Origin of the sequence: Amycolatopsis nivea (assembly GCF_004522235.1) — a bacterium.
GTDB lineage: Bacteria > Actinomycetota > Actinomycetes > Mycobacteriales > Pseudonocardiaceae > Amycolatopsis > Amycolatopsis nivea.
On record NZ_SDLT01000043.1, the window covers coordinates 40079 to 61376 of the forward strand.

Sequence of the window (21298 nt, forward strand, 5' to 3'; positions counted from 1 at the left end):
TTCCCCCTCATTTCACCGAGTTTAGCGGGGCAGCGGGAGCGTGGCGGTGACGACGGTCGGGCCGCCGGGCGGGCTCGACACGGTCAGTTCTCCGTCGGCGGGGCGGAGGCGTTCGGCGATGCCGGACAGTCCGCCGCCGGGGATGATCGCGGCACCGCCGGAGCCGTGGTCGATTACGGTCAGGCGCAAGACGTCTTCGCGGTCTTCGACCAGGACGGTGCAGCGTCCGGCACCGTGTTTGGACGCGTTGGTCATGAGTTCGGCGGCGGCGAAGTAGACGATCGTTTCCAGCGACGGTGGCGGACGGCGGCTCAGTTCCACGGTGACTTTCGCGGAGAAATCGGCGGAACTGGCCAATGTGGACAGTGCGAGGCTCAGGCCTTTGTCCAGTGCCGCGGGGTGGATGCCGCGGGCCAGGTCGCGCAGTTCGGTGAGGGCTTGTTTGGCGTTGCTGTGCGCGGTGTCGACCAGGGTGCGGATCTGGTCGAGGTTGACCTGGTCGGTGGCCAGTTCTTCCTTTGCCAGGCCCAGTTTCATGGCCATGGCGACCAGTTGGGCTTGGGCGCCGTCGTGGAGGTCGCGTTCGATGCGGCGGAGTTGTTCCGCTGCCTCGTCCAGGGCGGTGGCGCGGGTTTCTTCGAGGAAACGGACGCGTTCGCGCAGGCCTGGGTCGGCTACCAGCAGGCGGAGGAGGAGGCGGTCCACTCCGGCGACGAGGTGCACCACGGCGGGCCAGACGGCCAGGATCAGGATGCCGGAGACGCACCAGACCAGGGAGCCGATCCAGTTGTCGCTCTGGATGTTGAAGACGGGGAGGCCGTGGCCGGGTCTGGTCTCGAGGAGCCAGGTGAAGGGGTAGGTGAAGGAAGCCAGGCCGTAGAAGCCGAGGGTGCCGGTGCCCAGGAGGGCCAGGAGGGCGGTGGGGAGGCGGACCAGTAGGTAGGCGACGGAGCGCCAGGCTGTTCGGTCGGAGAGGCGGGCCGTTAGCCAGTTCCAGAGGCCTGGTTTGAGGTCGGTTCTCGGTGGGGGCGGGAGGGGGAGGTTGAGGAGTTTGGCGGCTAGGCGGCGGTGGAGGCTGCCTAGGAGATTGGCGGTTTTTAGGACTGTGGTGAGGATTAGGAGGCCTAGGAAGAGGGGGGTTAGGGCTAGGCCGAGGGTTGTTCCTGCTAGGAGGATTATTACGGAGAGTAGTGGGAGTAGGCCGGTGGTGGCTATCCAGGTTGCTTCGGTCAGGGTTTGGCGGGGGGTGGCTGGCCAGAGGTGGCGGAGTTGGGCAGGGGTTGGGTGACCTGGGTGGGGTTGCTTGGTGGTGGTCACCTTCTGAGTTTGCCGGGTTGCGGGGGTGGCTGGTAGCGGGGTGGCCTGTGTTGTTGGGTGGGGGGTAGCCCTACCTCGTCGCCTGGGGGCGACATTGGTACGGGCGTGCGTGGGGCACCCCGAAGTTTGATTGTGCAGATGAGCTTCGTATCGGGGTGCGGGGGAGGGCTGGGTGCCTCGCTCGTTGGGTGCGTCGGTCCCTGTTTGGTGGGCTTTAGACGTGCGTGAGGGGAACCCTCGCGGAATCAGGGTTCCGGAGGGTTCCCCTCGCGTATTGGGCTCGCGTCAGTCTGTTTTGGGGGGTTGGGTCAGGTTGGGGGCGTCTTCTTTTGCGCGTTGGGCTGCTTCGCGCATTTCGATCATGTCCGTGAACCAGTCGCCGGTTTCGCGGGCTATGTCGCGGACTGCTCCCGTGATGATCGTGGCGATGTTGCCGATGTGGGTGGCTGCGGACTCCGTCAGCTCCTGCACGGTGTCCTTGCCACTTTCGAATGGGCCGACCATGGGCTTCCTCAGGCTGCTCGGAGTTGCCGTTCCGGGTCCACGGTAGCGGGCGCCGCCGGTTTTCCGGGGAGGGCCAGCCGCGCGATCTTCTTCGCTACCGACCACAGCTGCTTGCGCAGGGGGCCGGTGTTGTAGGGCAGGCCGTAGCGTTCGCAGATTTCCCGCACCTCGTCCGCGATCTGCGGGTAGCGGCGGGCGGGCAGGTCCGGGAACAGGTGGTGTTCGATCTGGTGCGACAGGTTCCCCGACAGGATGTGGAACAGCGGGCCGCCGGTGATGTTCGCGGAGCCCAGGATCTGGCGCAGGTACCACTGGCCGCGCGATTCGTTCTCCGTTTCCTCCTCGGTGAAGCTCTCGACGTCCGCCGGGAAGTGGCCGCAGAAGATGATCGAGAACGCCCACAGGTTGCGGACCAGGTTGGCGCTCGCGTTGCCCAGCAGCGTCAGCGGCGCCAGCGGTCCGGTGAGCAGCGGGAACAGGACGTAGTCCTTGCCGATCTGGCGCGAGGCCTTGCGGACGATCCGGCGCAGCACCGGCACGTTCTCCGCCCACGTCCGCTCGCCCTTCACGACCCGCTCGACCTCCAGGTCGTGCAGCATCACGCCCCACTGGAACAGCAGCGCGAGCAGCGTCGCGTACACCGGGTTGCCCAGGTAGTACGGATGCCACTTCTGCGCCGGGTCCATCCGGAGGATTCCGTAGCCGACGTCGCGGTCCTTGTCGACGATGTTCGTGTACGTGTGGTGGATGTAGTTGTGCGAATGCCGCCAGTTCTCCGCCGGCGCGACGGTGTCCCATTCGAAGCGCTGCGAGCTCAGCTCCGGGATGCGCGTCCAGTCGTACTGGCCGTGCATCACGTTGTGGCCGATCTCCATGTTGTCCAGGATCTTCGCCGCCGACAGCGCCGCGACGCCGGCCAGCCACGCGGGCGGCAGGAAGCCGGCGAACAGCAGGCCGCGGCCGGTCACTTCCAGCGCGCGCTGGGTTTTGATGATCTTGCGGATGTACTCGAGGTCTTCCTCGCCGAGGTCGTCGACGATCCGCTGGCGCAGCGCGTCGAGCTCCCGGCCGAATTCCTCGACCTGTTCGGGGGTCAGGCGGTCCTGCAGACCGGTCATGATGCTTCCTCCGGTGGTCAGGCGTCGATTTCGACGTCCCCGACGGGGACGCTGACGCAGAGCTGGATTTCTTCGTTCTCCTCGCCGGAGACCTCGCCGGTGCGGGCGTTGCGGACGCGGCCGGCGGTTTTGAGCTGTGTGCAGGAGAAGCAGATGCCCATCCGGCACCCGTGTTCCGGCGTCAGGCCCGCGTCCTCGGCCTGTTCGAGCAGCGGCTTGCCGGAGTTGTCGCACTCCCGGCCGCTGCGGGCGAAGCGCACTCGGCCTTCGGCGGCCTCCGCGGAGAAGGTCAGCGGCGCTGCCGTGAACTCTTCGGTGTGCAGTTGTGCACTCAACCCTTCGTTTTCGAAGAGTTCGCGCGCGGCGGCCATCAGCGGAGCCGGGCCGCAGAGGAACGTCTCGGCCTCGCGGAACCACGGTGCGGCCTTCTCCAGGTGCTTGACGGAGAACAGGCCGTGCAGGTCGCCGCCGCTGCGGGCGTGGGTGTGCGCGTGGACCACGCGGAACGCCGGGTGCCGGGCGGCGAGTTCGGCCAGTTCCGCCCGGTAGAGCGCGTCCGCGGGGGTGTTCGAGTAGTGCAGGAACACGATCTCGCCGGGATGTCCCTCGGCGACGAGCGTCCGGGCCATCGCGAGCACCGGCGTGATCCCGCTGCCGCCGCTCATCAGCACGATCCGGTCCGGCCGCGGCGACGGCAGGGTGAACTCGCCGTCCGCCGGCGAAAGGCCGACCACCGCGCCGACGGCGGTGTCCTGCAGATGCCGCGACACCAGGCCCTTCGGGTCGGCTTTCACGGTGAACTCCAGGTCGCCCGTGCCCTGCGCGCCGCACGGCGAGTAGCAGCGGGTCCGGCGCACGCCGTCGATCTCCACCTGCATCCGCACGTACTGGCCGGCGAGGAAGCCCTGCCACGCCCGGCTCGGGCGCACCGTGAAGGTGACGGTGTCCGGCGTCTGATGCCGCACGGCGGTGACGCGGCCGCGGATCTCGCGCCGCACCAGCATCGGGTCGACCAGTTCGAGGTACCGGTCCGCGCCGTGCGGGGTGAGCAGCGCCTCGGCGAGCGAGACGAGTCCGCGCACGCGGCGCGGGAGCAGTGCGGTCATCACCCCTCCAGAAGTTGAGTGCACAGTCGTACACTGACTAGTGTGGGGGCAAGGCCCCGGGGCCTGTCAACGCGGAAGCGAGGTGATGTGACGTGGGCCATGCGGCGATCGCCAGTACGCTGCTCGACGTGTCCGCAGCCGAGGAGCCGGCCGGCCCGGTGAGCCGGCAGGAGCGCAAACAGCGCACCCGTCAGGCGCTGCTCGACGCGGCGCTCGACCTGCTCGCCGACCGGAGTTTCGCCAGCCTTTCGCTGCGCGAGGTCGCGAAGGGCGCGGGCATCGTGCCGACGGCGTTCTACCGGCATTTCTCGTCGATGGAGGAGTTGGGCGTCGCGCTGGTCGAGGAGACCACGCGCACGCTGCGCGGCCTGCTCCGCGGCGCGCGCACCGAGCAGAGCGGCTACGGCGGGATGATCCGGGCTTCGGTGCACACGCTGCACCGGCACGTCCGCGAGCACGAGGACCACTTCCGGTTCGTCACGCGCGAGCGTTACGCCGGCGCCGGCGCGGTGTCCCGGGCGATCGCGGTCGAGATGCGGATGTTCTCCAGCGACCTCGCCCTGGACCTGGCGCGCTTCGATCCGCTGCGCACCTGGCCCACCGAGGACCTGCACCTGCTCGCCGACCTCATCGTCACCGCGATGCTCGGCACGGTCGCCGAGCTGCTGGAAATCCGTCCCGGCGACACCGCCGCGGACGAGCGCACGTTGGCCGCGGCGGAAAAACGGCTCCGGATGATCCTGCTCGGGGTGCCGCACTGGCAGCCTTAGCGGCATGGCCTTCCTGCACCTGACCGCGATCATCGTCGACGACTACGACGAGGCGATCGCCTTCTTCGCCCGCGCGCTCGGCTTCGACCTGGTCGAGGACTCGCCGTCGCTCACCAACGACGGCCGCCCCAAGCGGTGGGTGGTCGTCCGCCCGCCCGGCGGCGAAACCGGCATCCTGCTCGCTCAGGCCGACGGCGACCGGCAGTCCCGCGCGGTCGGCGACCAGCACGCCGGTCGCGTCGGGTTTTTCCTGCGGGTAGACGACTTCGCGGCCAGTTATGCGCGGATGCGGGACGCCGGGGTCGAGTTTCTCGGCGAACCGCGGACCGAGCCGTACGGCCAGGTCGTCGTGTTCCGCGACGTCGCGGGCAACCGCTGGGACCTGCTCGGACCGGCCGCTTCCTGAGCCTGTTCTACGATCCCGGGGTCCAGCAGATCGTGGAGGAACGCTATGCCGAGCGGGTCGGAAGTCCGAGCCGAATTCACCGACCCAGTGCTCAACCTGGCGTTCGACGAGGCACTGCTGCGCGAGGGGCCGACCGCGCCGGTGGTGTGGCTGTGGCGGAACCCGGTGTGCGTCGTCGTCGGCCGCGGGCAGCGAATCGCCCGCGAAGTCCGCGTGGACGAATGCGCCCGGGACGGCGTTCCCGTGCTGCGGCGGGCAAGCGGCGGCGGCACGGTGTTCCACGACCCGGGCAACCTCAACGTGACGCTCGTGTTGCCCGGCCCCGCGCCGCGTCCGCTGGAAATGCTCGGCCTGGTGATGTCCGCCGCGGTGGAGAAACTCGGTCTGCCGGCCAGGATCGGCGACCGCGGGATCTTCGTCGGCGACGCGAAACTGTGCGGGTTCGCGGTGTTCCGGACCAAAGACGTGCTGCTGGCGCATTCGACGCTGCTGGTCGACACCGACGCCGCCCGCGTCGGCGCTTACCTCACCGGTCCGCCGCCGGACCCGAAGCCGCTGGATTCGCACCGGAGCAAGGTCGCGTCCCTGCTTGACCACGGCGTGCGGCTGCCGCTGGCGGAAGTGGAAGACACCGTCCGCGCGGCCGCGGCGGGACTGCTCGGCCCGCTCCCGCCGCGCGAACCGACGGCGGGGGAGTTGGAGCGGCAGCGGGCATTGCTGTGGAGCCGCTACGAATACCCGGACTGGCACGCCGAGGGACGCCAGCGTTCGTAATCGCTTTGCCCTGGGCGAAAGTGCGTGAGGGGAACCCTCAGGGAATCTGATTCCCTGAGGGTTCCCCTCACGGACGGATCAGGTGGCGGAGGAGGAGAACAGCACCTGCGGCACCGCGCTGGCCGCACGGCGGCGCGGCTTGGCCGTTGCCGGAGCGGCGGTCTTCGCCGGGGCGGTCTTCGCGGGTGCGGAGACCTTGGCAGTGGCGGTCTTCGCGGGTGCCGGTGCCTTGGCGGACGCAGTCTTTGCAGCTGCGGGTGCCTTAGCGGACGCAGTCTTCGCAGCTGCGGGTGCCTTGGCAGTCGAAGTCTTGGCAGGTGCCTTGGCCGTCGCGGTCTTCGCCGTCGTCGCGGCGGGAGCCTTGACCGCGGCGGTCTTCGCCGACTTGGGCGCGGACTTGGTCGCCGCGGCGCTCGTCGACTTCGCGGTGGTCTTCGTCGGCTTGGTCGCGGCGGTCTTGCGCGCAGTTCCGGTCGCGCCACCCGTTCGGGCAGTCTTCGCCGCGGTCTTCGCGGTAGCGGCGGCAGCGGTCTTCTTGCCAGCAACGGCTTTCCCGCCCTTGCCCGCCGCGGCGGCCTTCTCCGCTGCCGGCTTCGCCTCGGCCTTCTTCGCCCCGGCGACGAGCCGCGGACGCAGCTTCCGCCCGCCCGTCCGGCGGCCTGCCTTGGCGTACCGCTCCAGCAACCGCCGGAGCGCGGCCGCGTTGCGGGCGCCGAGGTCGATGTCGTACTCGATGCCGTCCAGCGCGAACGCGACGGTCTCGGCCGCGCGTCCTCCGGTCAGGTCGTCCTGAGTGCGGACAGCAGTGTTCCTCGCCATGGGAGCCTCCCGTGCTCGATCGTGGTCGTGCGTGCAACCGGCACGGCGACGACCCGGATTTCGCGGTGCCGCCGGTTTCTTGCAGCTCTCGTACGAGAATACCGGCAGGCTTGCGCGAACCTGCGCGGTGGTGTGCGCTGGGGCAATGGCAGCAGAGACTTTCGACGTGGTGGTCATCGGGGCGGGTCCGGTCGGGGAAGTGGCCGCCGAACGGGCCGCCAAGGGCGGGCTGAAGGTGGCCCTGGTCGAACACGAACGGTTCGGCGGGGAGTGTTCGTACTGGGCGTGCATCCCGAGCAAGGCGTTGCTGCGCCCGGGAAACCTGCTCGCCGCGGCCAAGCGGATGCCCGGGGTGCCGATCGGCGACGCGCTCGACGCGGGCAAGGTGCTCGCCCGCCGCGACTGGTTCACCGGCAAGGGCGACGACTCCGGCCAGGTCGAATGGGCGCGCGGCGCGGGTATCGAACCGGTGCGCGGGTACGGCCGGATCAGCGGCGAACGCGAGGTCACGCTTGACGACGGCCGTGTTTTCGCCGCCCGGCACGCGGTGATCGTGTGCACCGGCAGCGTCCCGCGCACGCCGCGGATTCCGGGTCTGGACACCATCAAGCCGTGGGGTTCGCGGGAAGCGACGTCGGCGACCGAGGTGCCCGGACGGCTCGGCGTGCTCGGCGGCGGCGTGGTCGGCGTCGAGATGGCGCAGGCGTGGGCCCGGCTCGGCGCGCAGGTCGACCTCGTGATCACCGGCGAGCGCCCGCTGCCCCGGCTGCCGGAGTTCGCCGGAGACCTGGTCCTGGACGGATTGCGCGAGGCGGGCGTCCGCGTGCACGCGAATTCGGGCCTGAGCGAAGTGTCCAGTGTGGACGGTGGAACCCGGCTGAAGCTCTCCGACGGCGGGGAGATCGTCGTGGACGAACTCCTGGTCGCCACCGGCCGCGCGCCCGCGACCAGCACAATCGGGCTGGACGTCCTCGGTCTGCCCACCGACGGCCCGCTCCAGGTGGACGAAAGCGGCCGAGCGTCCGCTGTGGAGGGTGGCTGGCTGTACGGCGCGGGCGACGTCACCGGCCGCGCTTTGCTGACCCACCAGGGAAAATACGCCGCTCGCGTCGTCGGGGACTCGGTCGCCGCCCGCGCCCGCGGCGAGGAGATCTCGACCGAACCGTGGAGCCGCTACAGCGCGACCGCCGATCATCACGCGGTGCCGCAAGTGGTGTTCACCGACCCGGAAGTGACGTCAGTCGGCCTGACCGAGGCGCGCGACGGATCTGCCGACCGAGTGGTGGACATCGACATCGCGGTCGCCGGTTCGTCCTTGCACGCCGACGGGTACCAGGGCAAAGCGCGCATGGTCGTCGACACCGAACGCGGTGTCGTGCTGGGTGTCACGTTCGTCGGGCAGGACGTGGCGGAACTGCTGCATTCGGCGACCATCGCGGTCGTCGGCGAAGTGCCGCTGGACCGGTTGTGGCACGCGGTCCCCGCGTTCCCGACGATCAGCGAGGTGTGGCTGCGGCTGCTGGAGGCTTACGGGCTCTGAATGTCGGTGCGGTCCGGTAGCGTCGGGGCATGACCAGTGCCCCCGTTCCCGGCCGGCGTGAACGCAAAAAGGCGGCGACCCGCCAGGCGCTGGCCGACGCTGCCCTGCGGATGTTCCTGGAGCGGGGCTACGACCAGGTGACCGTGCGCGAGATCGCCGATGCCGCCGACGTGTCCACCACCACGCTGATGAAGCACTTCCCGACGAAGGAAGCGCTCGTGTTCGACCGGGAGCCCGAGGTGGACGAGGCGCTGGTCTCGGCTGTCCGCGACCGGCCGGAGGGCACGTCGGTGCTGGAGGCGCTCCGCGCGCACATCCACGTGCGGGCGACCTCCGGCATCCGCGCGGAAGCCGAACCACTGCTGCGGCTGGTGCGGGAGACGCCCGCGCTTTCCGAGTACTGGCACAAGATGTGGATGGGGCACGAGCACACGCTGAGCCGCGTGATCGCCGCGGAAACCGATGCGCCGGAGGACGACCCGCGGTGCGCGGTGCTGGCTCATTTCGCACTGGAGACGGCCTCGCTGGCCGACCGTTCGGACGACCCGCCGCGGGTCGTCGACGTGGCGTTCGACCTGCTGGAGAACGGGTGGCAGTGAGTTGTTCGCGCGGTGCTGCGGTGGCGGTGGGTTGGTGAGCTGTTGGCTCGGTGCTGTGGTGGCTGTTGGTTGGTGAGCTGTTGGCTCGGTGCTGTGGTGGCTGTTGGTTGGTGAGTTGTTCGCGCGGTGCTGCCGTGGCGGTCGGTTGGTGAGTTGTTGGCTCGGTGCTGTGGTGGCGGTCGGTTGGTGAGCTGTTAGCTCGGTGCTGCAGCGGAGATCGGTTGCTGCGCCGTTCGCCGGGTGCCACGGCGGCGGGCGATTGCTGGGGCATTCCCTCAGGCCAGAAGTGGTGAACTGAACCCGGTCGGCCGCTGAGCTGTTCCCTCAGGACGGCAGCTGCAAGTCGAGCGCGCCTTTCGCCGCGCGGGCGAGGCCGGGATCGTCCGGAGTGGACGGTCCGGGCTGCCAGACCGCCTGCACGATCCGGACGCCCTTCCCGTCGATCTTGCTGGCGTAGGCGGCGCCGTCGAACTGCGGCGGCCCCGAAGGCCACTTGCCGGTTTCCGTGGCGACGTCCAGGATCCCGCCGCCGCCCGGGTTGTCGGCGATCTGCTTGAGATGATCGGCCTGCCCGGCATCGGAAAATTCGACCACCGCGACGGTCACCGCGGCCGGCCGGCCGTCCACGAGCGCCGTGTAGCTCGCCCGGCGGACCGCGGAGCAGCTGGTTTGCTGGAGGCTCGCCTGGACGTCCCCGAACGCGTGCGAGGCGCACTTCTGGTCGGCGCTGCTCGCACGGGGTTCGAAGGTGAGAGTCGGGGCCGGCGGGGCGCTCGACTGGACGCTGCTAGGCGCGGGACTTGGAACGCTGCTCGGCGGCGCACTGCTGACGGGCGCGGCGGCGGTGTCGTCACCGCCGCTGGTCGCCACGACGATCGCCGACACCACCAAGACGACCAGCAAGACGATCGCCGCGATCGGCACCCACTTGACAGTCCGGGAGCCCGGTTTCCCAGGCCCGGCAGGGGAGTTCGGCCCAGCCGGGGAGTTCGGCCCGGCTCCGGCACCGGTTCCCGCGGCGGTTGTCGCTGCTCCTGCCCCGGTGCCGGTCCCCGCGGAGGTTGCCGCAGCTCCCGCCCCGGCCACGGTTCCCGCGGGGGTTGTCGCTGCTCCTGCCCCGGCCGCCCCGGCACGGTTTCCCGCGGGAGTTGTCGCAGCGCCCGCCCCGGTTGCCCCAGCGCCGGTTCCTGGCGTGGCGGTTGCGGCTGAGCTTGCCCCAGTACCGGGTCCGGCCATGACGGTTGCCTCAGGTCCTGCCCCTGCTGTCCCGGTGCCGGTTCCTGGCGTGGCGGTCGCGCGTGTTCCGGCAGCGGAGGGTGCACCTGCTCCAGCTCGGGCTGCCCCAGGCGCAGGTCCTGCCGCAGCGGTTGTTCCGGTTCCGGGACTGACTGCCTTCGATCCGGTACCGGGGCTGGCGGCCGAGCTTGCGGAGGGAGCCGGTCGCGGGGGTTGGGGCGGACTGCTCGGCACGACTGGCGGAACGGCACCGCGCGGACGTCCGGCAGGCTGCGGCTTCGCCGGGGACGGCATCTTCTCGGTCGGCGCCTCAGGCGGGTCCGCGGACTCGGTAGGCGCTTCGGAAAGCGACTCCAGTTCGATCGACGGAATCTCCGGACGAGGCGGCCGTACCGCGATGATCTTCGGCCTCGGCACCGGCGGAGTGACGGACTTCGGTGCGGCGGAAGGGTTGCTGGGGGAAGCAGCAGCCTTCGGCGTCGCGGTGCCTGCGGATCCCGACGTCGGGGCACCGGGGAAGACGGGAAGCCCTCGGACATCACCGGCACCGGCTGGAGTTTGCGGCCTCGCAGTGCCGCCGGGGACGGCCTCCGCGGTGGATGGAGCGGTACCGGGAGCGACAGCGTTCGATCCGGCAGCACCGGAAGGTGTGGTACCGGGAGCGAGAGCGTTCGATCCGGCAGCACCGGAAGGTGTTGTGCCGGGAGCGACGGTGTTCGATCCAGCGGCACTGGACGGGGTTGCGCCGGACCCGACAGCAACGGCCCGAGCCGAGTCTGGAGCGGAGTTTCCCGGGCCTGGCGAGCCGGAACCGGCGACGGCCCCAGCAGGATCGGGCTTGGCGGCGGTTCCAGCAGGGCCGGATGTCGCCGCGGTGGCCGCAGCAGCTCCGAGCCCTGCGGCCGCAGTCCCAGCGGATACCCCCGTTCCGACTGCGGAACCGGGGTTCGCGGCGGCAGTGCCATTGCTCGCCGGGCCAGTGTTGACTGCGCTCGCGGCAGGAGCCGAACCAGCCGAACCAGCGCCAGCCACCCCGGCAGCCGCAGCACCAGAACCAGCCGAACCCGCAGGAGACCGGGGCCCAGGAGGAACCGGAACGTCGTCCGCGAACCGGACGAAACCTTCCCCGCGCAGGACCTCGTCCGAAAGCTCCGGCGCGTCCGGCGCCAGCGCCGCGATCAACGCGCGGGCCTGGTCCACTGATCGCGGATGCCGTGCCGTGGCGAGGGAGACCGTCGCTGCCAGCATGGTCGTCGGCGTCGGGTGCAGGACGCGGACCGGGCCCGCGAGGTCGCCGGGGGGCTGGTCGACCGTCTCGACGTACGGGCCGACCGCCACGATCGTGCCGACCGGGCCTCCGCCTAGTTCCGCGATGCGGCGCTCGCATTCCTGGGACAGGTCGAGAGCTTCGGTGGCGGGGTTGACGTCGTCGCCGTGGACCAGGGGCCAGCCGTCCGCTTTCCACGGGCCGCTCAGCGGGGCTTCGAGGCGCAGGGCCGGGTCGGGCAGGTCGACGCCGATCACGACGAGCACGCCCGCGGGCAGCACCACGACCGCCTCGACCGAACGGTCTCCGGTCGGGCGGGCGCCGACGAGCGCTACGCCGCCGATCACCGTGCTCCCCCGGCCGAGGGAGGCCAGTGCGGCCCGCACGTCTTCCGCGACGCGCGAGGGCTGCTGCCCGAGACGGACCAGTCGCACCGAAATTCTCCTGTCGAATCCGCAGCGTTTCCGGTGCACCACGCTAGCGTGCCGGGCCGCCGGAACCGTGCTTCGCGCCCTCGCGTCGGCGTGGCTCACCACAATGGGTCGTCCGCTGCGACTTGTGGTGTTCATGTGGCCAAACGGCACGGTTGGGGTGCAGAATGTGCTACACAGGTCGGGAACTGCCGTGGAGGCTACGCAACCTGCGCAGGGTTCGAGAGGTCGTAGGGGAAGACGTCCCTCGTCGAACAAGCGGAGGTCAGCAGTGAGCACCCGTGGCAGCACCCGAGGCGTGGTGTACGTCCACTCGTCGCCGTCTGCGGTATGTCCGCACGTCGAGTGGGCGATTTCGGGCACCCTTGGTGCCCGTGTCGAGCTGAAGTGGACGGCCCAGCCGGCCAGTCCGGGACAGCTCCGGGCCGAATGCAGCTGGAGCGCGCCCGCAGGAACCGCGGGCAAACTCGCCGGCGCGCTCAAGGCGTGGCCGATGGTGCGCTTCGAAATCACCGAGGAACCCAGCGCGGGCGTCGACGGCGAGCGGTTCTGCTTCGCGCCCGGACTCGGGCTCTGGCACGGCCGCACCAGCGCCAACGGCGACATCGTCGTGGGCGAGGACCAGCTGCGCGCGCTCGTCAGCATGACCCGCGGCGGCGAAACCCTCGCGCACAAGCTCGACGAACTCCTCGCCGCGGCCTGGGACGAGGCGCTCGAGCCGTACCGGCACGCGGGCGACGGCGCCCCGGTCACCTGGCTGCACCAGGTCGGGTGAGCGGGGGCGGTACCCTCACCCGGGTGAGCGTTCACCCGGCCCCGCCTTCCCGTCAGCGGTGGTTGATCCCCGTGCTCGTGGTGGTCCTGTCCATCACCGTCGCCGGGGGTCTGCTCGCCCGCGAGCTGTACCGCCGCCCCGATTCGCCGCGCGCGGCCGACGGCGAAGCCATGGCTCCGTCCGCCACCACCAGCGGCGGTGCGGCCGACAAGTCCGGCGCGGTCGAGGTCGGGGCCACCCCGGACGCCGAGAACCACCCGCAGGACGACGCCGTCCGCACGGTGCTGAAGTCCTATTTCACCGCGGTGAACCAGAAGGACTACGAAGCCTGGGCGGAGACGGTCAGCGACGCTCGCCGCAGCAAGATGCCGGAGTACGACTTCCACCGGAGCTTCCAGTCCACTAAGGACGTCGACGTGATGCTGTACCGCATCGAACCGGGCGCGCAGGGAACGCTGCGGGCGCTGGTCGGGTTCACCAGCACCCAGTCGCTCAACGAGGCCCCGGTCGACTTCCAGGAGAAGTGCATCCACTGGCGGCTGGTGCTGCCGCTGAAGTTCGAGCACGGCTCGTACCGGATCGACACGGTCGACGGCACGGCCACCGAACACGACAAGTGCTGAGAACCCGGTGAAACGCTGAAGGGCCCCGCGGAAGATTTCCGCGGGGCCCTTCAGCGTGAAAAGGACTCAGTTCGCCGGCGTGAACAGCAGAGCGGTGTTGTGCCCGCCGAAACCGAACGAGTTGGACAGCGCCGCGGCGAGTTCGACCTTGCGGTTCTCCCCGGCCACGACGTCGAGCTGCACCTTCGGGTCCAGTTCGGTGAGGTTCAGCGTCGCGGGAACGACGCCCTCGTACAGCGCGAGAATTGTCGCGATGCCCTCGACTGCGCCCGCCCCGCCGACAAGGTGGCCGAGCGCGCCCTTCGGCGCGGTGACCACCGGGTGCTCGCCGATCGCGGACCGGATCGCGGCCGCCTCGCCGATGTCGCCGACCACAGTGGACGTCGCGTGCGCGTTCACGTGGCCGACGTCCGAAGGGGACAGTCCGGCCATCGTCATCGCCGCGCGCATCGCCGCGATCTGCCCGATGCCCTCCGGGTGGTTGCCCGTGATGTGGTAGGCGTCGGACGTCAGGCCGTAGCCGGCCAGCTTCGCGTAGATCCGCGCGCCGCGGGCCTTCGCGCGGTCGGCCCGCTCGAGCACGACGACGCCGGAGCCCTCGCCGAGCACGAAGCCGTCGCGGCTCACGTCGAACGGACGCGACGCCGCGGCCGGGTCGTCGTTGCGCGTCGACACCGTGCGCGCCTGGGCGAACCCGGCGACGGTGATCGGGTGGATGCACGCCTCGGAACCGCCCGCGACCACCACGTCGGCCCGTCCGGACCGGATCATCTCGAAGCCGTTCGCGATGCCCTCGGCCCCGGACGCGCACGCCGACGCGGGCGAGTGCACCCCGGCCCGAGCCTTCAGGTCGATGCCCACGTGCGCGGCGGGCCCGTTCGGCATCAGCATCGGCACGGTCAGCGGCGACACCTTGCGAAGACCCTGCTGGTGCAACAGATCGTTCTGGGTCAGCAGGGTCACCGGCCCGCCGACCCCGGTGCCGATCGAGACGCCGAGGCGTTCCGGTTCGACGTCGGCGTGCTCGTCGGTCTGCTCGGCGAACCCGGCGTCGGCCCAGGCCTGACGGGCGGCGATGATCGCCACCTGCTCGCACCGGTCGAGCCGGCGGGCCTGCACGCGGGGCAGGATGTCGGTCGGCTCGACGGCGAGCTGCGCCGCGATCCGCACCGGCAGGTCCAGCTCCGCCGCCCAGTCCGCCTCGATCGTGCGGATCCCGCTGCGGCCGGCCAGCAGACCGTCCCAGGTGGACGCGACGTCCCCGCCGAGCGGCGTGGTCGCGCCCATTCCGGTGATCACGACGTCGATGTTGCTCATGGGTGTCTCCCCAAGGTCGGCTCCGGACCGGGGCCCGGGTACGAAGAGGACTTACTTCGAGTTGGCGGACACGTAGTTCACCGCGTCGCCGACGGTCTTCAGGTTGGCCAGCTCGTCGTCCGGGATCTTGACGCCGAACTTGTCCTCGGCCTGCACGGCGATCTCGACCATCGACAGCGAGTCGATGTCCAGGTCGTCCACGAACGACTTCTCGGCGGTGACGTCGTCCTGAGCCACGCCGGCGACCTCTTCGACGATCTCGGCGAGGCCGGCGAGAATCTCAGTGTTGTCAGCCATCGGTGTTGTTCCCTTCTCGGTTCTTCTGGAGGTCCGCTCGCGGGCACGGTGCCCGCGGGGGAAGTATCGCTCAGGGCAGGACGAACGCCTGCGCGGCATAGGAAAGCCCGGCTCCGAAGCCGACCGCCAGCACCACGTCGCCGCTTTTCGCCGTCCCCGCCTTGCGCATGTGGTCCAGCGCCATCGGGATCGAAGCGGACGAGGTGTTGCCCGAGTACTTGATGTCGTCGGCCACCACCATGTCCTCGCGTGCCCCCTTGGCGCGCAGCTTCTTGGCGATCGACTCGACGATCCGGAGGTTCGCCTGGTGCGGGGCCAGCACGTCCACATCGGACGGTTGCAGCCCGGCGGCTTCCAGCGCGCGCAGCGCGATCGGCGCGATCTGCGTGGTCGCCCAGCGGAAGACCGACTGGCCCTCCTGGTAGATCCATTGGTGGTCGCGCATGTAGATGAGGTCGACGAGGTCGCCCGCGCTACCCCACACGACCGGGCCGATGCCCGGTTCGTCGGACCCGCCGACCACCGCGGCTCCCGCGCCGTCGGCGAAGATGATCGCGTTCGCGCGGTCGGTCGGGTCCACGACGTCGGTGAGCTTCTCCGCGCCGATCACGAGGACCTTCTTCGCCGAGCCCGCGCGCACGAGGTCGGAGGCGACGCCGAGGCCGTAGCAGAATCCGGCGCACGCGGCGTTGAGGTCGAACGCGCCGGGGGCCGCGACGCCGATCCGCGCGGCGACCTGCCCGGCCGCGTTCGGGATCTGGGAGGGCATGGTGCAGTTGGGCACGATGACCGTGTCCACTTCGGACGCGTCGAGGCCCGCGTCGGCGAGCGCTTCGGACCCGGCGGCGACGGCGTAGTCGACCAGCACGTCGTCCTTCTCGCCGAACCGCCGCTCGATGATGCCGACGCGGTCGCGGATCCACTGGTCGCTGGTGTCCATGACCTGCGACAGGTCGTCGTTCGTGACGATCCGGTCCGGCTGGTAGCTGCCGAAGCCGAGGATGCGGGCGGCGGGGGCGCCCTGGGTCAGGCGCAGGGTGGGGCGGGCGGTCACTGGGCGTCCTCCTCGCGCAGCGCCGCCAGCTCGGCGGGCGACTTCAGCGCGGTGGTAGTGGTGACGACGCCCTTGAGCTGCCGCTTGACCAGTCCGGTCAGGGTGCCCGCGGGCGCCAGTTCGACGGTGCGGTCCACGCCGAGCGAGACGAGCCCGTCCATGGTGAGGTCCCAGCGGACCGGGCGGGTCACCTGGGCGACGAGCCTGCGCAGGTACTCCGCGCCGCTCGTGACGACCTGACCGTCGGCGTTGGACAGCAGCGGGCGCGTCGGGTCGGCCGGGGAGAGACCGGCGGCGTGCTCGCGCAGGGCGTCTTCCGCGGGGGCCATGTAGGGCGTGTGGAAGGCGCCGGCGACCTTGAGCGCACGGATCTTCGTGCCCTCCATCGGCTCGGCGATGATCTTCTCGATCGCGGCGGCGGACCCGGAAGCGACGATCTGCCCGGCCCCGTTGCGGTTCGCGGCGGCGAGGCCCTGGCTTTCCAGCCACGCGGCGACTTCCTCGGGATCGCCGAGCATCACCGCGGCCATCGACGTCGGTTCGAGCGCGCAGGCCTTGGCCATCTCGGCGCCGCGGACCGCGGCGAGCGCGACGGCGTCGGCCGGGCTGAGCACCCCGGCGATCGCGGCCGCGGCCAGTTCGCCGACGGAGTGGCCGGCGACCGGAGCGTCGTCGGCGACCGGGAGGTGCTCGAAGGACAGCAGGGACAGCGCGACGATCAGCGGCTGCGCGACAGCGGTGTCCTGGATCTCCTCGGCGCCGGCCTCGGTGCCGAGCCGGATGAGGTCGAGCCCGCAGCGGGCGGACCACTCTTCGACGCGCGCGCGGGCGCCGTCGAGATCGAGCCACGGAGCGAGCATGCCGGGGGCTTGGGAACCCTGGCCGGGGGAGAGGACTGCAACTGTCACGCTGTCTATGAGACCACGGGACCCGCCGCGCTTCGGCTGCGGGCGGTCACCAAGTCCGCGCGGCGTTATTGGAGAAAACCTCCAAAGACCCGCCGGAGAACCCGGCCCTTAACCCATCCGCCTTGTGGGATTCAACCAGCGCTTGCCGTGAAGTCTGTCACCCGTCACGCGCTCGCCGCGTCCCTGTCACACCGTGGTCGCGCCTCGGCTCGAAGGGGCGGGGCGGGATGCTCCCAATGTGGCATTGGGTGCGTCAGACGCACCGAACGCCACATTGGGTGCATCCGACGCACCCAATGCCACATTGGGGTTTTTCAGCAGCGAGGCGTGCGGCGTTGCCGCGTCGACCGGGCCGCGCTGCTTCCCGCTCCGGGTGGCGTCTGTGAGGGGGCCTCTGAGGGAATCAGATTCCCTCAAGGAGCCCTTCACGGACCGAAACGGGAGAGGAAGCCTCCCTGTCGGCGGGTGCCCGCAGCACCTCGCAAGCACCGCTGCCGCTCGCGCACCGCGCTACTGCGAAAACCGCACTGGAACGGTCACCAAAGCCCGCGGGCCCGGGCGAGTCTGCCCACCGTGAGCGCGACCCGCAGCACCAGTGCGTCGCGGGCGTCGGTCGGGTTGCGGCCGGTGAGTTCGGCGGCTTTGCGCAGCCGGTACCGGACCGTGTTCGGGTGCACGAACAGCGTTTGCGCGCAGCGTTCCAGCACCCCTCCGGTGTCCAGATAGGTCTCGACCGTCCGCTGCAGGGCGGCTCCGGCTTCTTCCAACGGCCGGGCCACGAGGTCGACCAGCAGCCGTTCCGCGCCGGGGTCGCCGGAGAGGGCTCGTTCGGGGAGGAGGTCGTCGGAGCGCACCGGGCGCGGGGCGGCGGGCCAGCCGACCACCGCGCGCAGGCCGGACAGCGCCTCGGCCGCGCTGTGGTGCGCCTCGGCCAGCGTCGGCACTGTCGGGCCGGCGACGACCGGGCCGTCGGCGAAGACCGTTGACATCCGGGCCAGGATTTCGCGTTCCTTCGGCCCGCCCTCGGTGGGGCCGCCGATCACGATCACCAGCCGCGAGCCCTGCACCGACAGCAGCACCGCGCGGCCGACGCGGGCGGCGCGGGCGCGGACGTCGAAAACCACCGTCGGCGGGTCGTCCGACGGTGGATTTCCCACCAGCACAGTCGCCGCCGCGGCCGGATCCCACCCGAGCGCCGCGGCTCGCGAAAGGACGGATTCTTCGGCGTCCCCGCGGACGATTCCGTCCACCACGAGCGCTTCGAGCCGGGCGTCCCACGCGCCGCGCGCTTCCGCCGCCGCGGCGTAGGAATTGGCCGCGGCGAAAGCGATTTCCCTGCCGTAGCGCAGAATTCCTTCGATCAACGCGGCACGTTCGGCTTCCGAAGCGGCGAATTCGGGGAGCTGCTCCTCGAATACCTCGATCGCGAGCCGCACCATCGCGACGGCCTGGCGCAGGCTGATCCAGCGCGACACTTCGGTCGGCGCGTCGCGGAAGGCCTCGGTGGTGAGCTTCAGCGCTTCCTTCGAATCCCGCAGCCACGCGACGAATCCGCTGGCCCCGGTCTGCGTGATCAGCAGAACGCTGGCGCGCTGGTCGGCGGGAAGCCGCGCGAACCACACCAGCCGGCGTTCCATTTCCGCGACGCTCGCGCTCGCCAGCCGCCCGGAGGCGTGCTCCAGGCTGCGCAGGGTTTTCGCGGACAGTCCGTGGTGCTTGCGCGCTGGGCGTCCCGTGGTGTCGGCCATGTCGGATCCGATCCTACGTGCCGCGCGCGACCCGCAACTTTAGGCGGATGCGACGGCGACCTCGGGCGGTGGGCGGCGCCTGGACGAAGTGCCTAGGATCCGGGGTGGGGTGGTAGGGGATCACCCCGCGCGAAAAAAGAACAGGGGGACGGGCCATGCCAGAGCCCGGACTGGAGATCGACGGGATCTCCAAACGGTACGGCGCCGTGGTGGCGCTCGAGAAAATGACGTTCGACGTGCGGCCGGGGGAGCTTTTCGGATTCGTCGGCAGCAACGGGGCGGGCAAAACGACCACCATGCGCATCGCGCTCGGGGTGCTGAGCGCCGACGCGGGCCAGGTTCGCTACGCGGGCGAGCCCATCACGCACGAAACGCGCCGGCAGATCGGCTACATGCCCGAGGAACGCGGCCTGTACCCGAAGATGAAGGTCGGCGAACAGCTCACGTATCTGGCCCGGCTGCACGGAATGCCCGCCGCCGCGGCGAAGGCGTCGAGCGAACGGTGGACCGAACGCCTCGGCGTGGCCGCGCGCCGCGACGACGAGGTGCAGAAGCTCAGCCTCGGCAACCAGCAGCGCGTGCAGCTGGCCGCCGCGCTGGTGCACGAACCGCGGATTCTCGTGCTGGACGAACCGTTTTCCGGATTGGACCCGGTGGCCGTCGACGTGATGAGCGACGTGCTGAAGGAGAAGGCCGCCGAGGGCGTTCCGGTCGTGTTTTCCAGCCACCAGCTGGATTTGGTGGAACGGCTGTGCGACCGGATCGGGATTGTCCGGAGTGGACGGATGGAGGCGTCCGGCACGGTGGCGGAACTGCGCGCGGGCGGGACCGTCCGGCTGCTCGTCGACGCGCCGGAGGCTCCGGAAAACTGGGCCGCCGCGCTGCCCGGCGTGACCGTGCTCGGCCGCAAGGGCCCGGTGACCGAACTGGAACTGGCTGACGGCGCCGACGACCAGGCGGTGCTGCGCGCCGCGCTGGCGACCGGCCCGGTGCGGGAATTCGCCCGCAAACTGCCGTCCCTGACCGAGTTGTTCCGTTCTGTCGTGTCCGAGCAGCAGGAGGCCGCGGCATGACCGGGTCGAACATCCAGATGAGCCCGATGTCCGCGGTCGGCCTCGTCGCCGGGCGGGAAATCACCACACGGGTCAATTCCAAGGCCTACCGCATCACCACGCTGGTGATGGTGGTCATCGTCGTCGGGCTGGCGCTGGTCTTCAAGCTCTTCAACGGCGGCGGGGGCGCCGACGCGACGGTCGGCTACGTGCCGGCCGCCTCGCCGCTGGCGCAGCCGCTGAGCGCGACGGCGAAGTCGATCGGCCAGACCGTCGCGACGCAGCAGGTGCCCGACGAGAAGACCGGCCAGGACAAGCTGCGGGACGGTTCGATCGACGCGCTCCTGGTGCAGGACGCGAAGCGGGTGCACGTCCAGGTGAAGAAGGACCTGGACGCGAAGCTGAAGAACACGTTCACCGTGCTCGAGGGGCAGCTGGCGCTCAACCAGCAGATCGAGTCCCTCGGCGGCGATCCGGCGAAGGTGCGCCAGGCGACCGCCGAGGCGACGATCGACGAACTGCCGCCGCTCGAGAAACCGTACGACTACAACGGGCAGCAGCTGGTGCTCGGCATCATCGCGGGCATCCTGATCTACCTCTCGCTGATGCTCAACGGGCAGAGCGTGGCTCAGGGCGTCGTCGAGGAGAAAACCTCGCGGGTGGTCGAGCTGTTGCTGTCGACGATCAAACCGTGGCAGCTGATGGCCGGGAAGGTGCTCGGCATCGGCGTCGTCGGGCTGATCCAGATGCTGGCGATCGGTGTGGCGGGCGTCGCGGCCGGGCTCGGGTTCGGGGTGCTGACGATCTCGGTGAACGCCGCGGTCGGCACCGTGATCTGGCTGATCGTCTGGTACCTGCTCGGGTTCTTCATGTATTCGATCGTGTTCGCCGCTCTCGGCGCGCTGGTGTCGCGGCAGGAGGACGTAGGCGGCGCGACGATGCCCGCGCTGATGTTCGTGATCGCCGGGTACGTGGTGGGGATTTCGATCCTGCCGTCGAATCCGGGCAGCCCGCTGGCCGAGGTGCTGTCGCTGATCCCGGTGTTCGCGCCGACGCTGATGCCGATGCGGCTCGCGATGGGCGGCGTGCCGGTGTGGGAGGCGGTGCTGTCGGTGGGTCTGGTGATCGTGCTGATCCCGGCGCTGATCTGGCTGGCCGCGCGGATCTACCGCAACGCGGTGATGCGCACCGGCGCGAAGGTGAAGCTGCGGGACGCCCTGCGCGCGGCCTGACAGTGAAGTTACAGACGGCGGGCCGCGGCGGAATGCCGCGGCCCGCCGTTTGTGTGCCGAAGCCTCTACTCTCGGTGGACGCGTTGTCCCGGTGAGGGACCTGGGCAGCGGAGGCCCTAACCCACGTGGGTTAGCGGCATCGGGTGAGTTGCGTGAACGCCGCCCTCGCGAACCCGCCGTTCCGGCCAACCGGCCGAGCGCCCGTTAATGACCTTCGCGCGGCATCTCCGCCGGGCGCTATTGCCGCCGCGCGGTAATCCGGCACGTGTGCGGAAGGCTCGCGCAATTCGCCGCCGCGGGCTGTCGCGCGACGCGAATTCGCACCGCACAGACCGCGCCCGCACGGGATTCCCGTCCGGACATCTCCGCCGCCGTCCGCTGGTCGGCACGCAAATCCGTCGGCGA

Annotated in this window: 20 protein-coding genes; 9 read left to right on the forward strand and 11 right to left on the reverse strand. The window is 70.3% G+C overall.

What is annotated here, in order from left to right:
• Window positions 1-21: 21 nt before the first annotated feature.
• From EIZ44_RS46025 to EIZ44_RS36580, 4 genes are all read right to left on the reverse strand, one after another.
• Window positions 22-1317, reverse strand: coding sequence for a sensor histidine kinase (locus tag EIZ44_RS46025; protein WP_134733708.1), 1296 nt, complete (start codon window positions 1315-1317; stop codon window positions 22-24).
• A gap of 285 nt (window positions 1318-1602) precedes the next feature.
• Window positions 1603-1821: a hypothetical protein gene (locus EIZ44_RS36570; protein ID WP_134733710.1), complete on the reverse strand. Its 219-nt coding sequence runs from the start codon at window positions 1819-1821 to the stop codon at window positions 1603-1605.
• Between the two features lie 8 nt (window positions 1822-1829).
• A complete protein-coding gene (locus EIZ44_RS36575) occupies window positions 1830-2939 on the reverse strand; it encodes a fatty acid desaturase family protein (RefSeq protein ID WP_134733712.1) in 1110 nt (369 codons plus the stop codon).
• A 17-nt stretch (window positions 2940-2956) separates the two neighbouring features.
• Window positions 2957-4045, reverse strand: coding sequence for a ferredoxin reductase (locus EIZ44_RS36580; protein ID WP_134733714.1), 1089 nt, complete (start codon window positions 4043-4045; stop codon window positions 2957-2959).
• 92 nt (window positions 4046-4137) lie between these two features.
• Here EIZ44_RS36580 and EIZ44_RS36585 point away from each other — a divergent pair, with 92 nt between their 5' ends.
• The 3 genes from EIZ44_RS36585 to EIZ44_RS36595 are packed head-to-tail and all read left to right on the forward strand — an operon-like array spanning window position 4138 to window position 5995.
• Window positions 4138-4815, forward strand: a complete 678-nt coding sequence (locus EIZ44_RS36585) for a TetR family transcriptional regulator (RefSeq protein ID WP_037820460.1) — start codon at window positions 4138-4140, stop codon at window positions 4813-4815.
• A 4-nt stretch (window positions 4816-4819) separates the two neighbouring features.
• Entirely contained in the window at window positions 4820-5221 is a 402-nt protein-coding gene (locus EIZ44_RS36590) for a VOC family protein (RefSeq protein ID WP_134733716.1), read from the forward strand.
• Between the two features lie 45 nt (window positions 5222-5266).
• A complete protein-coding gene (locus EIZ44_RS36595; protein ID WP_037820464.1) occupies window positions 5267-5995 on the forward strand; it encodes a lipoate--protein ligase family protein in 729 nt (242 codons plus the stop codon).
• Between the two features lie 78 nt (window positions 5996-6073).
• Here the strand turns inward: EIZ44_RS36595 and EIZ44_RS36600 are convergent, their stop codons facing one another.
• Window positions 6074-6814, reverse strand: a complete 741-nt coding sequence (locus EIZ44_RS36600; protein WP_134733718.1) for an Lsr2 dimerization domain-containing protein — start codon at window positions 6812-6814, stop codon at window positions 6074-6076.
• Window positions 6815-6959: 145 nt separating this feature from the next.
• Between EIZ44_RS36600 and EIZ44_RS36605 the strand changes: the two genes are divergently transcribed.
• Both EIZ44_RS36605 and EIZ44_RS36610 read left to right on the forward strand, forming a co-directional pair.
• Window positions 6960-8354 (forward strand): dihydrolipoyl dehydrogenase family protein, encoded by a 1395-nt coding sequence (locus EIZ44_RS36605; RefSeq protein WP_167754385.1) that lies wholly within the window; start codon window positions 6960-6962, stop codon window positions 8352-8354.
• A gap of 29 nt (window positions 8355-8383) precedes the next feature.
• Window positions 8384-8953 (forward strand): TetR/AcrR family transcriptional regulator, encoded by a 570-nt coding sequence (locus EIZ44_RS36610; protein WP_037820468.1) that lies wholly within the window; start codon window positions 8384-8386, stop codon window positions 8951-8953.
• Between the two features lie 324 nt (window positions 8954-9277).
• On the opposite strand, the gene EIZ44_RS46320 is transcribed toward EIZ44_RS36610, so the two are convergent.
• Window positions 9278-9877 carry a hypothetical protein gene (locus tag EIZ44_RS46320; protein ID WP_439098633.1) on the reverse strand — a complete coding sequence of 200 codons (600 nt, stop codon included), beginning with the start codon at window positions 9875-9877 and terminating at the stop codon, window positions 9278-9280.
• 2281 nt (window positions 9878-12158) lie between these two features.
• Here EIZ44_RS46320 and EIZ44_RS36620 point away from each other — a divergent pair.
• Both EIZ44_RS36620 and EIZ44_RS36625 read left to right on the forward strand, forming a co-directional pair.
• The gene (locus EIZ44_RS36620) at window positions 12159-12662 is read left to right on the forward strand and encodes a DUF3145 domain-containing protein (RefSeq protein WP_093576929.1); all 504 of its coding nucleotides are present in this window, start codon (window positions 12159-12161) and stop codon (window positions 12660-12662) included.
• A 23-nt stretch (window positions 12663-12685) separates the two neighbouring features.
• On the forward strand, window positions 12686-13285 hold the full coding sequence (locus tag EIZ44_RS36625; RefSeq protein ID WP_037820478.1) for a hypothetical protein: 600 nt from the start codon (window positions 12686-12688) through the stop codon (window positions 13283-13285).
• Between the two features lie 66 nt (window positions 13286-13351).
• Here the strand turns inward: EIZ44_RS36625 and EIZ44_RS36630 are convergent, their stop codons facing one another.
• The 5 genes from EIZ44_RS36630 to EIZ44_RS36655 form a co-directional block, all read right to left on the reverse strand.
• Window positions 13352-14602 (reverse strand): beta-ketoacyl-[acyl-carrier-protein] synthase family protein, encoded by a 1251-nt coding sequence (locus EIZ44_RS36630; protein WP_037820479.1) that lies wholly within the window; start codon window positions 14600-14602, stop codon window positions 13352-13354.
• 51 nt (window positions 14603-14653) lie between these two features.
• Window positions 14654-14899 carry an acyl carrier protein gene (locus EIZ44_RS36635; protein ID WP_037820481.1) on the reverse strand — a complete coding sequence of 82 codons (246 nt, stop codon included), beginning with the start codon at window positions 14897-14899 and terminating at the stop codon, window positions 14654-14656.
• A gap of 70 nt (window positions 14900-14969) precedes the next feature.
• The gene (locus EIZ44_RS36640; RefSeq protein WP_134733722.1) at window positions 14970-15953 is read right to left on the reverse strand and encodes a beta-ketoacyl-ACP synthase III; all 984 of its coding nucleotides are present in this window, start codon (window positions 15951-15953) and stop codon (window positions 14970-14972) included.
• Window positions 15950-16861: an ACP S-malonyltransferase gene (locus tag EIZ44_RS36645; RefSeq protein ID WP_134733724.1), complete on the reverse strand. Its 912-nt coding sequence runs from the start codon at window positions 16859-16861 to the stop codon at window positions 15950-15952. The genes EIZ44_RS36640 and EIZ44_RS36645 overlap by 4 nt, the downstream gene beginning before the upstream one ends.
• Window positions 16862-17397: 536 nt before the next feature.
• Window positions 17398-18609, reverse strand: a complete 1212-nt coding sequence (locus tag EIZ44_RS36655) for a PucR family transcriptional regulator (protein ID WP_037820487.1) — start codon at window positions 18607-18609, stop codon at window positions 17398-17400.
• Window positions 18610-18764: 155 nt separating this feature from the next.
• On the opposite strand from EIZ44_RS36655, the gene EIZ44_RS36660 reads away from it, so the two are divergent.
• Window positions 18765-19682, forward strand: coding sequence for an ABC transporter ATP-binding protein (locus EIZ44_RS36660; RefSeq protein ID WP_043835984.1), 918 nt, complete (start codon window positions 18765-18767; stop codon window positions 19680-19682).
• Window positions 19679-20893, forward strand: coding sequence for an ABC transporter permease (locus EIZ44_RS36665; protein WP_134733728.1), 1215 nt, complete (start codon window positions 19679-19681; stop codon window positions 20891-20893). The genes EIZ44_RS36660 and EIZ44_RS36665 overlap by 4 nt, the downstream gene beginning before the upstream one ends.
• Window positions 20894-21298: the final 405 nt, after the last annotated feature.

Coding starts and splice junctions, on each gene's coding strand:
- EIZ44_RS36655 (WP_037820487.1), bottom strand. CDS start 18,609: ATGGCCGACACCACGGGACGCCCAGCGCGCAAGCACCACGGACTGTCC.
- EIZ44_RS36660 (WP_043835984.1), top strand. CDS start 18,765: ATGCCAGAGCCCGGACTGGAGATCGACGGGATCTCCAAACGGTACGGC.
- EIZ44_RS36635 (WP_037820481.1), bottom strand. CDS start 14,899: ATGGCTGACAACACTGAGATTCTCGCCGGCCTCGCCGAGATCGTCGAA.
- EIZ44_RS36605 (WP_167754385.1), top strand. CDS start 6,960: ATGGCAGCAGAGACTTTCGACGTGGTGGTCATCGGGGCGGGTCCGGTC.
- EIZ44_RS36600 (WP_134733718.1), bottom strand. CDS start 6,814: ATGGCGAGGAACACTGCTGTCCGCACTCAGGACGACCTGACCGGAGGA.
- EIZ44_RS36595 (WP_037820464.1), top strand. CDS start 5,267: ATGCCGAGCGGGTCGGAAGTCCGAGCCGAATTCACCGACCCAGTGCTC.
- EIZ44_RS36570 (WP_134733710.1), bottom strand. CDS start 1,821: ATGGTCGGCCCATTCGAAAGTGGCAAGGACACCGTGCAGGAGCTGACG.
- EIZ44_RS36590 (WP_134733716.1), top strand. CDS start 4,820: ATGGCCTTCCTGCACCTGACCGCGATCATCGTCGACGACTACGACGAG.
- EIZ44_RS36610 (WP_037820468.1), top strand. CDS start 8,384: ATGACCAGTGCCCCCGTTCCCGGCCGGCGTGAACGCAAAAAGGCGGCG.
- EIZ44_RS36580 (WP_134733714.1), bottom strand. CDS start 4,045: ATGACCGCACTGCTCCCGCGCCGCGTGCGCGGACTCGTCTCGCTCGCC.
- EIZ44_RS36665 (WP_134733728.1), top strand. CDS start 19,679: ATGACCGGGTCGAACATCCAGATGAGCCCGATGTCCGCGGTCGGCCTC.
- EIZ44_RS36575 (WP_134733712.1), bottom strand. CDS start 2,939: ATGACCGGTCTGCAGGACCGCCTGACCCCCGAACAGGTCGAGGAATTC.
- EIZ44_RS36630 (WP_037820479.1), bottom strand. CDS start 14,602: ATGAGCAACATCGACGTCGTGATCACCGGAATGGGCGCGACCACGCCG.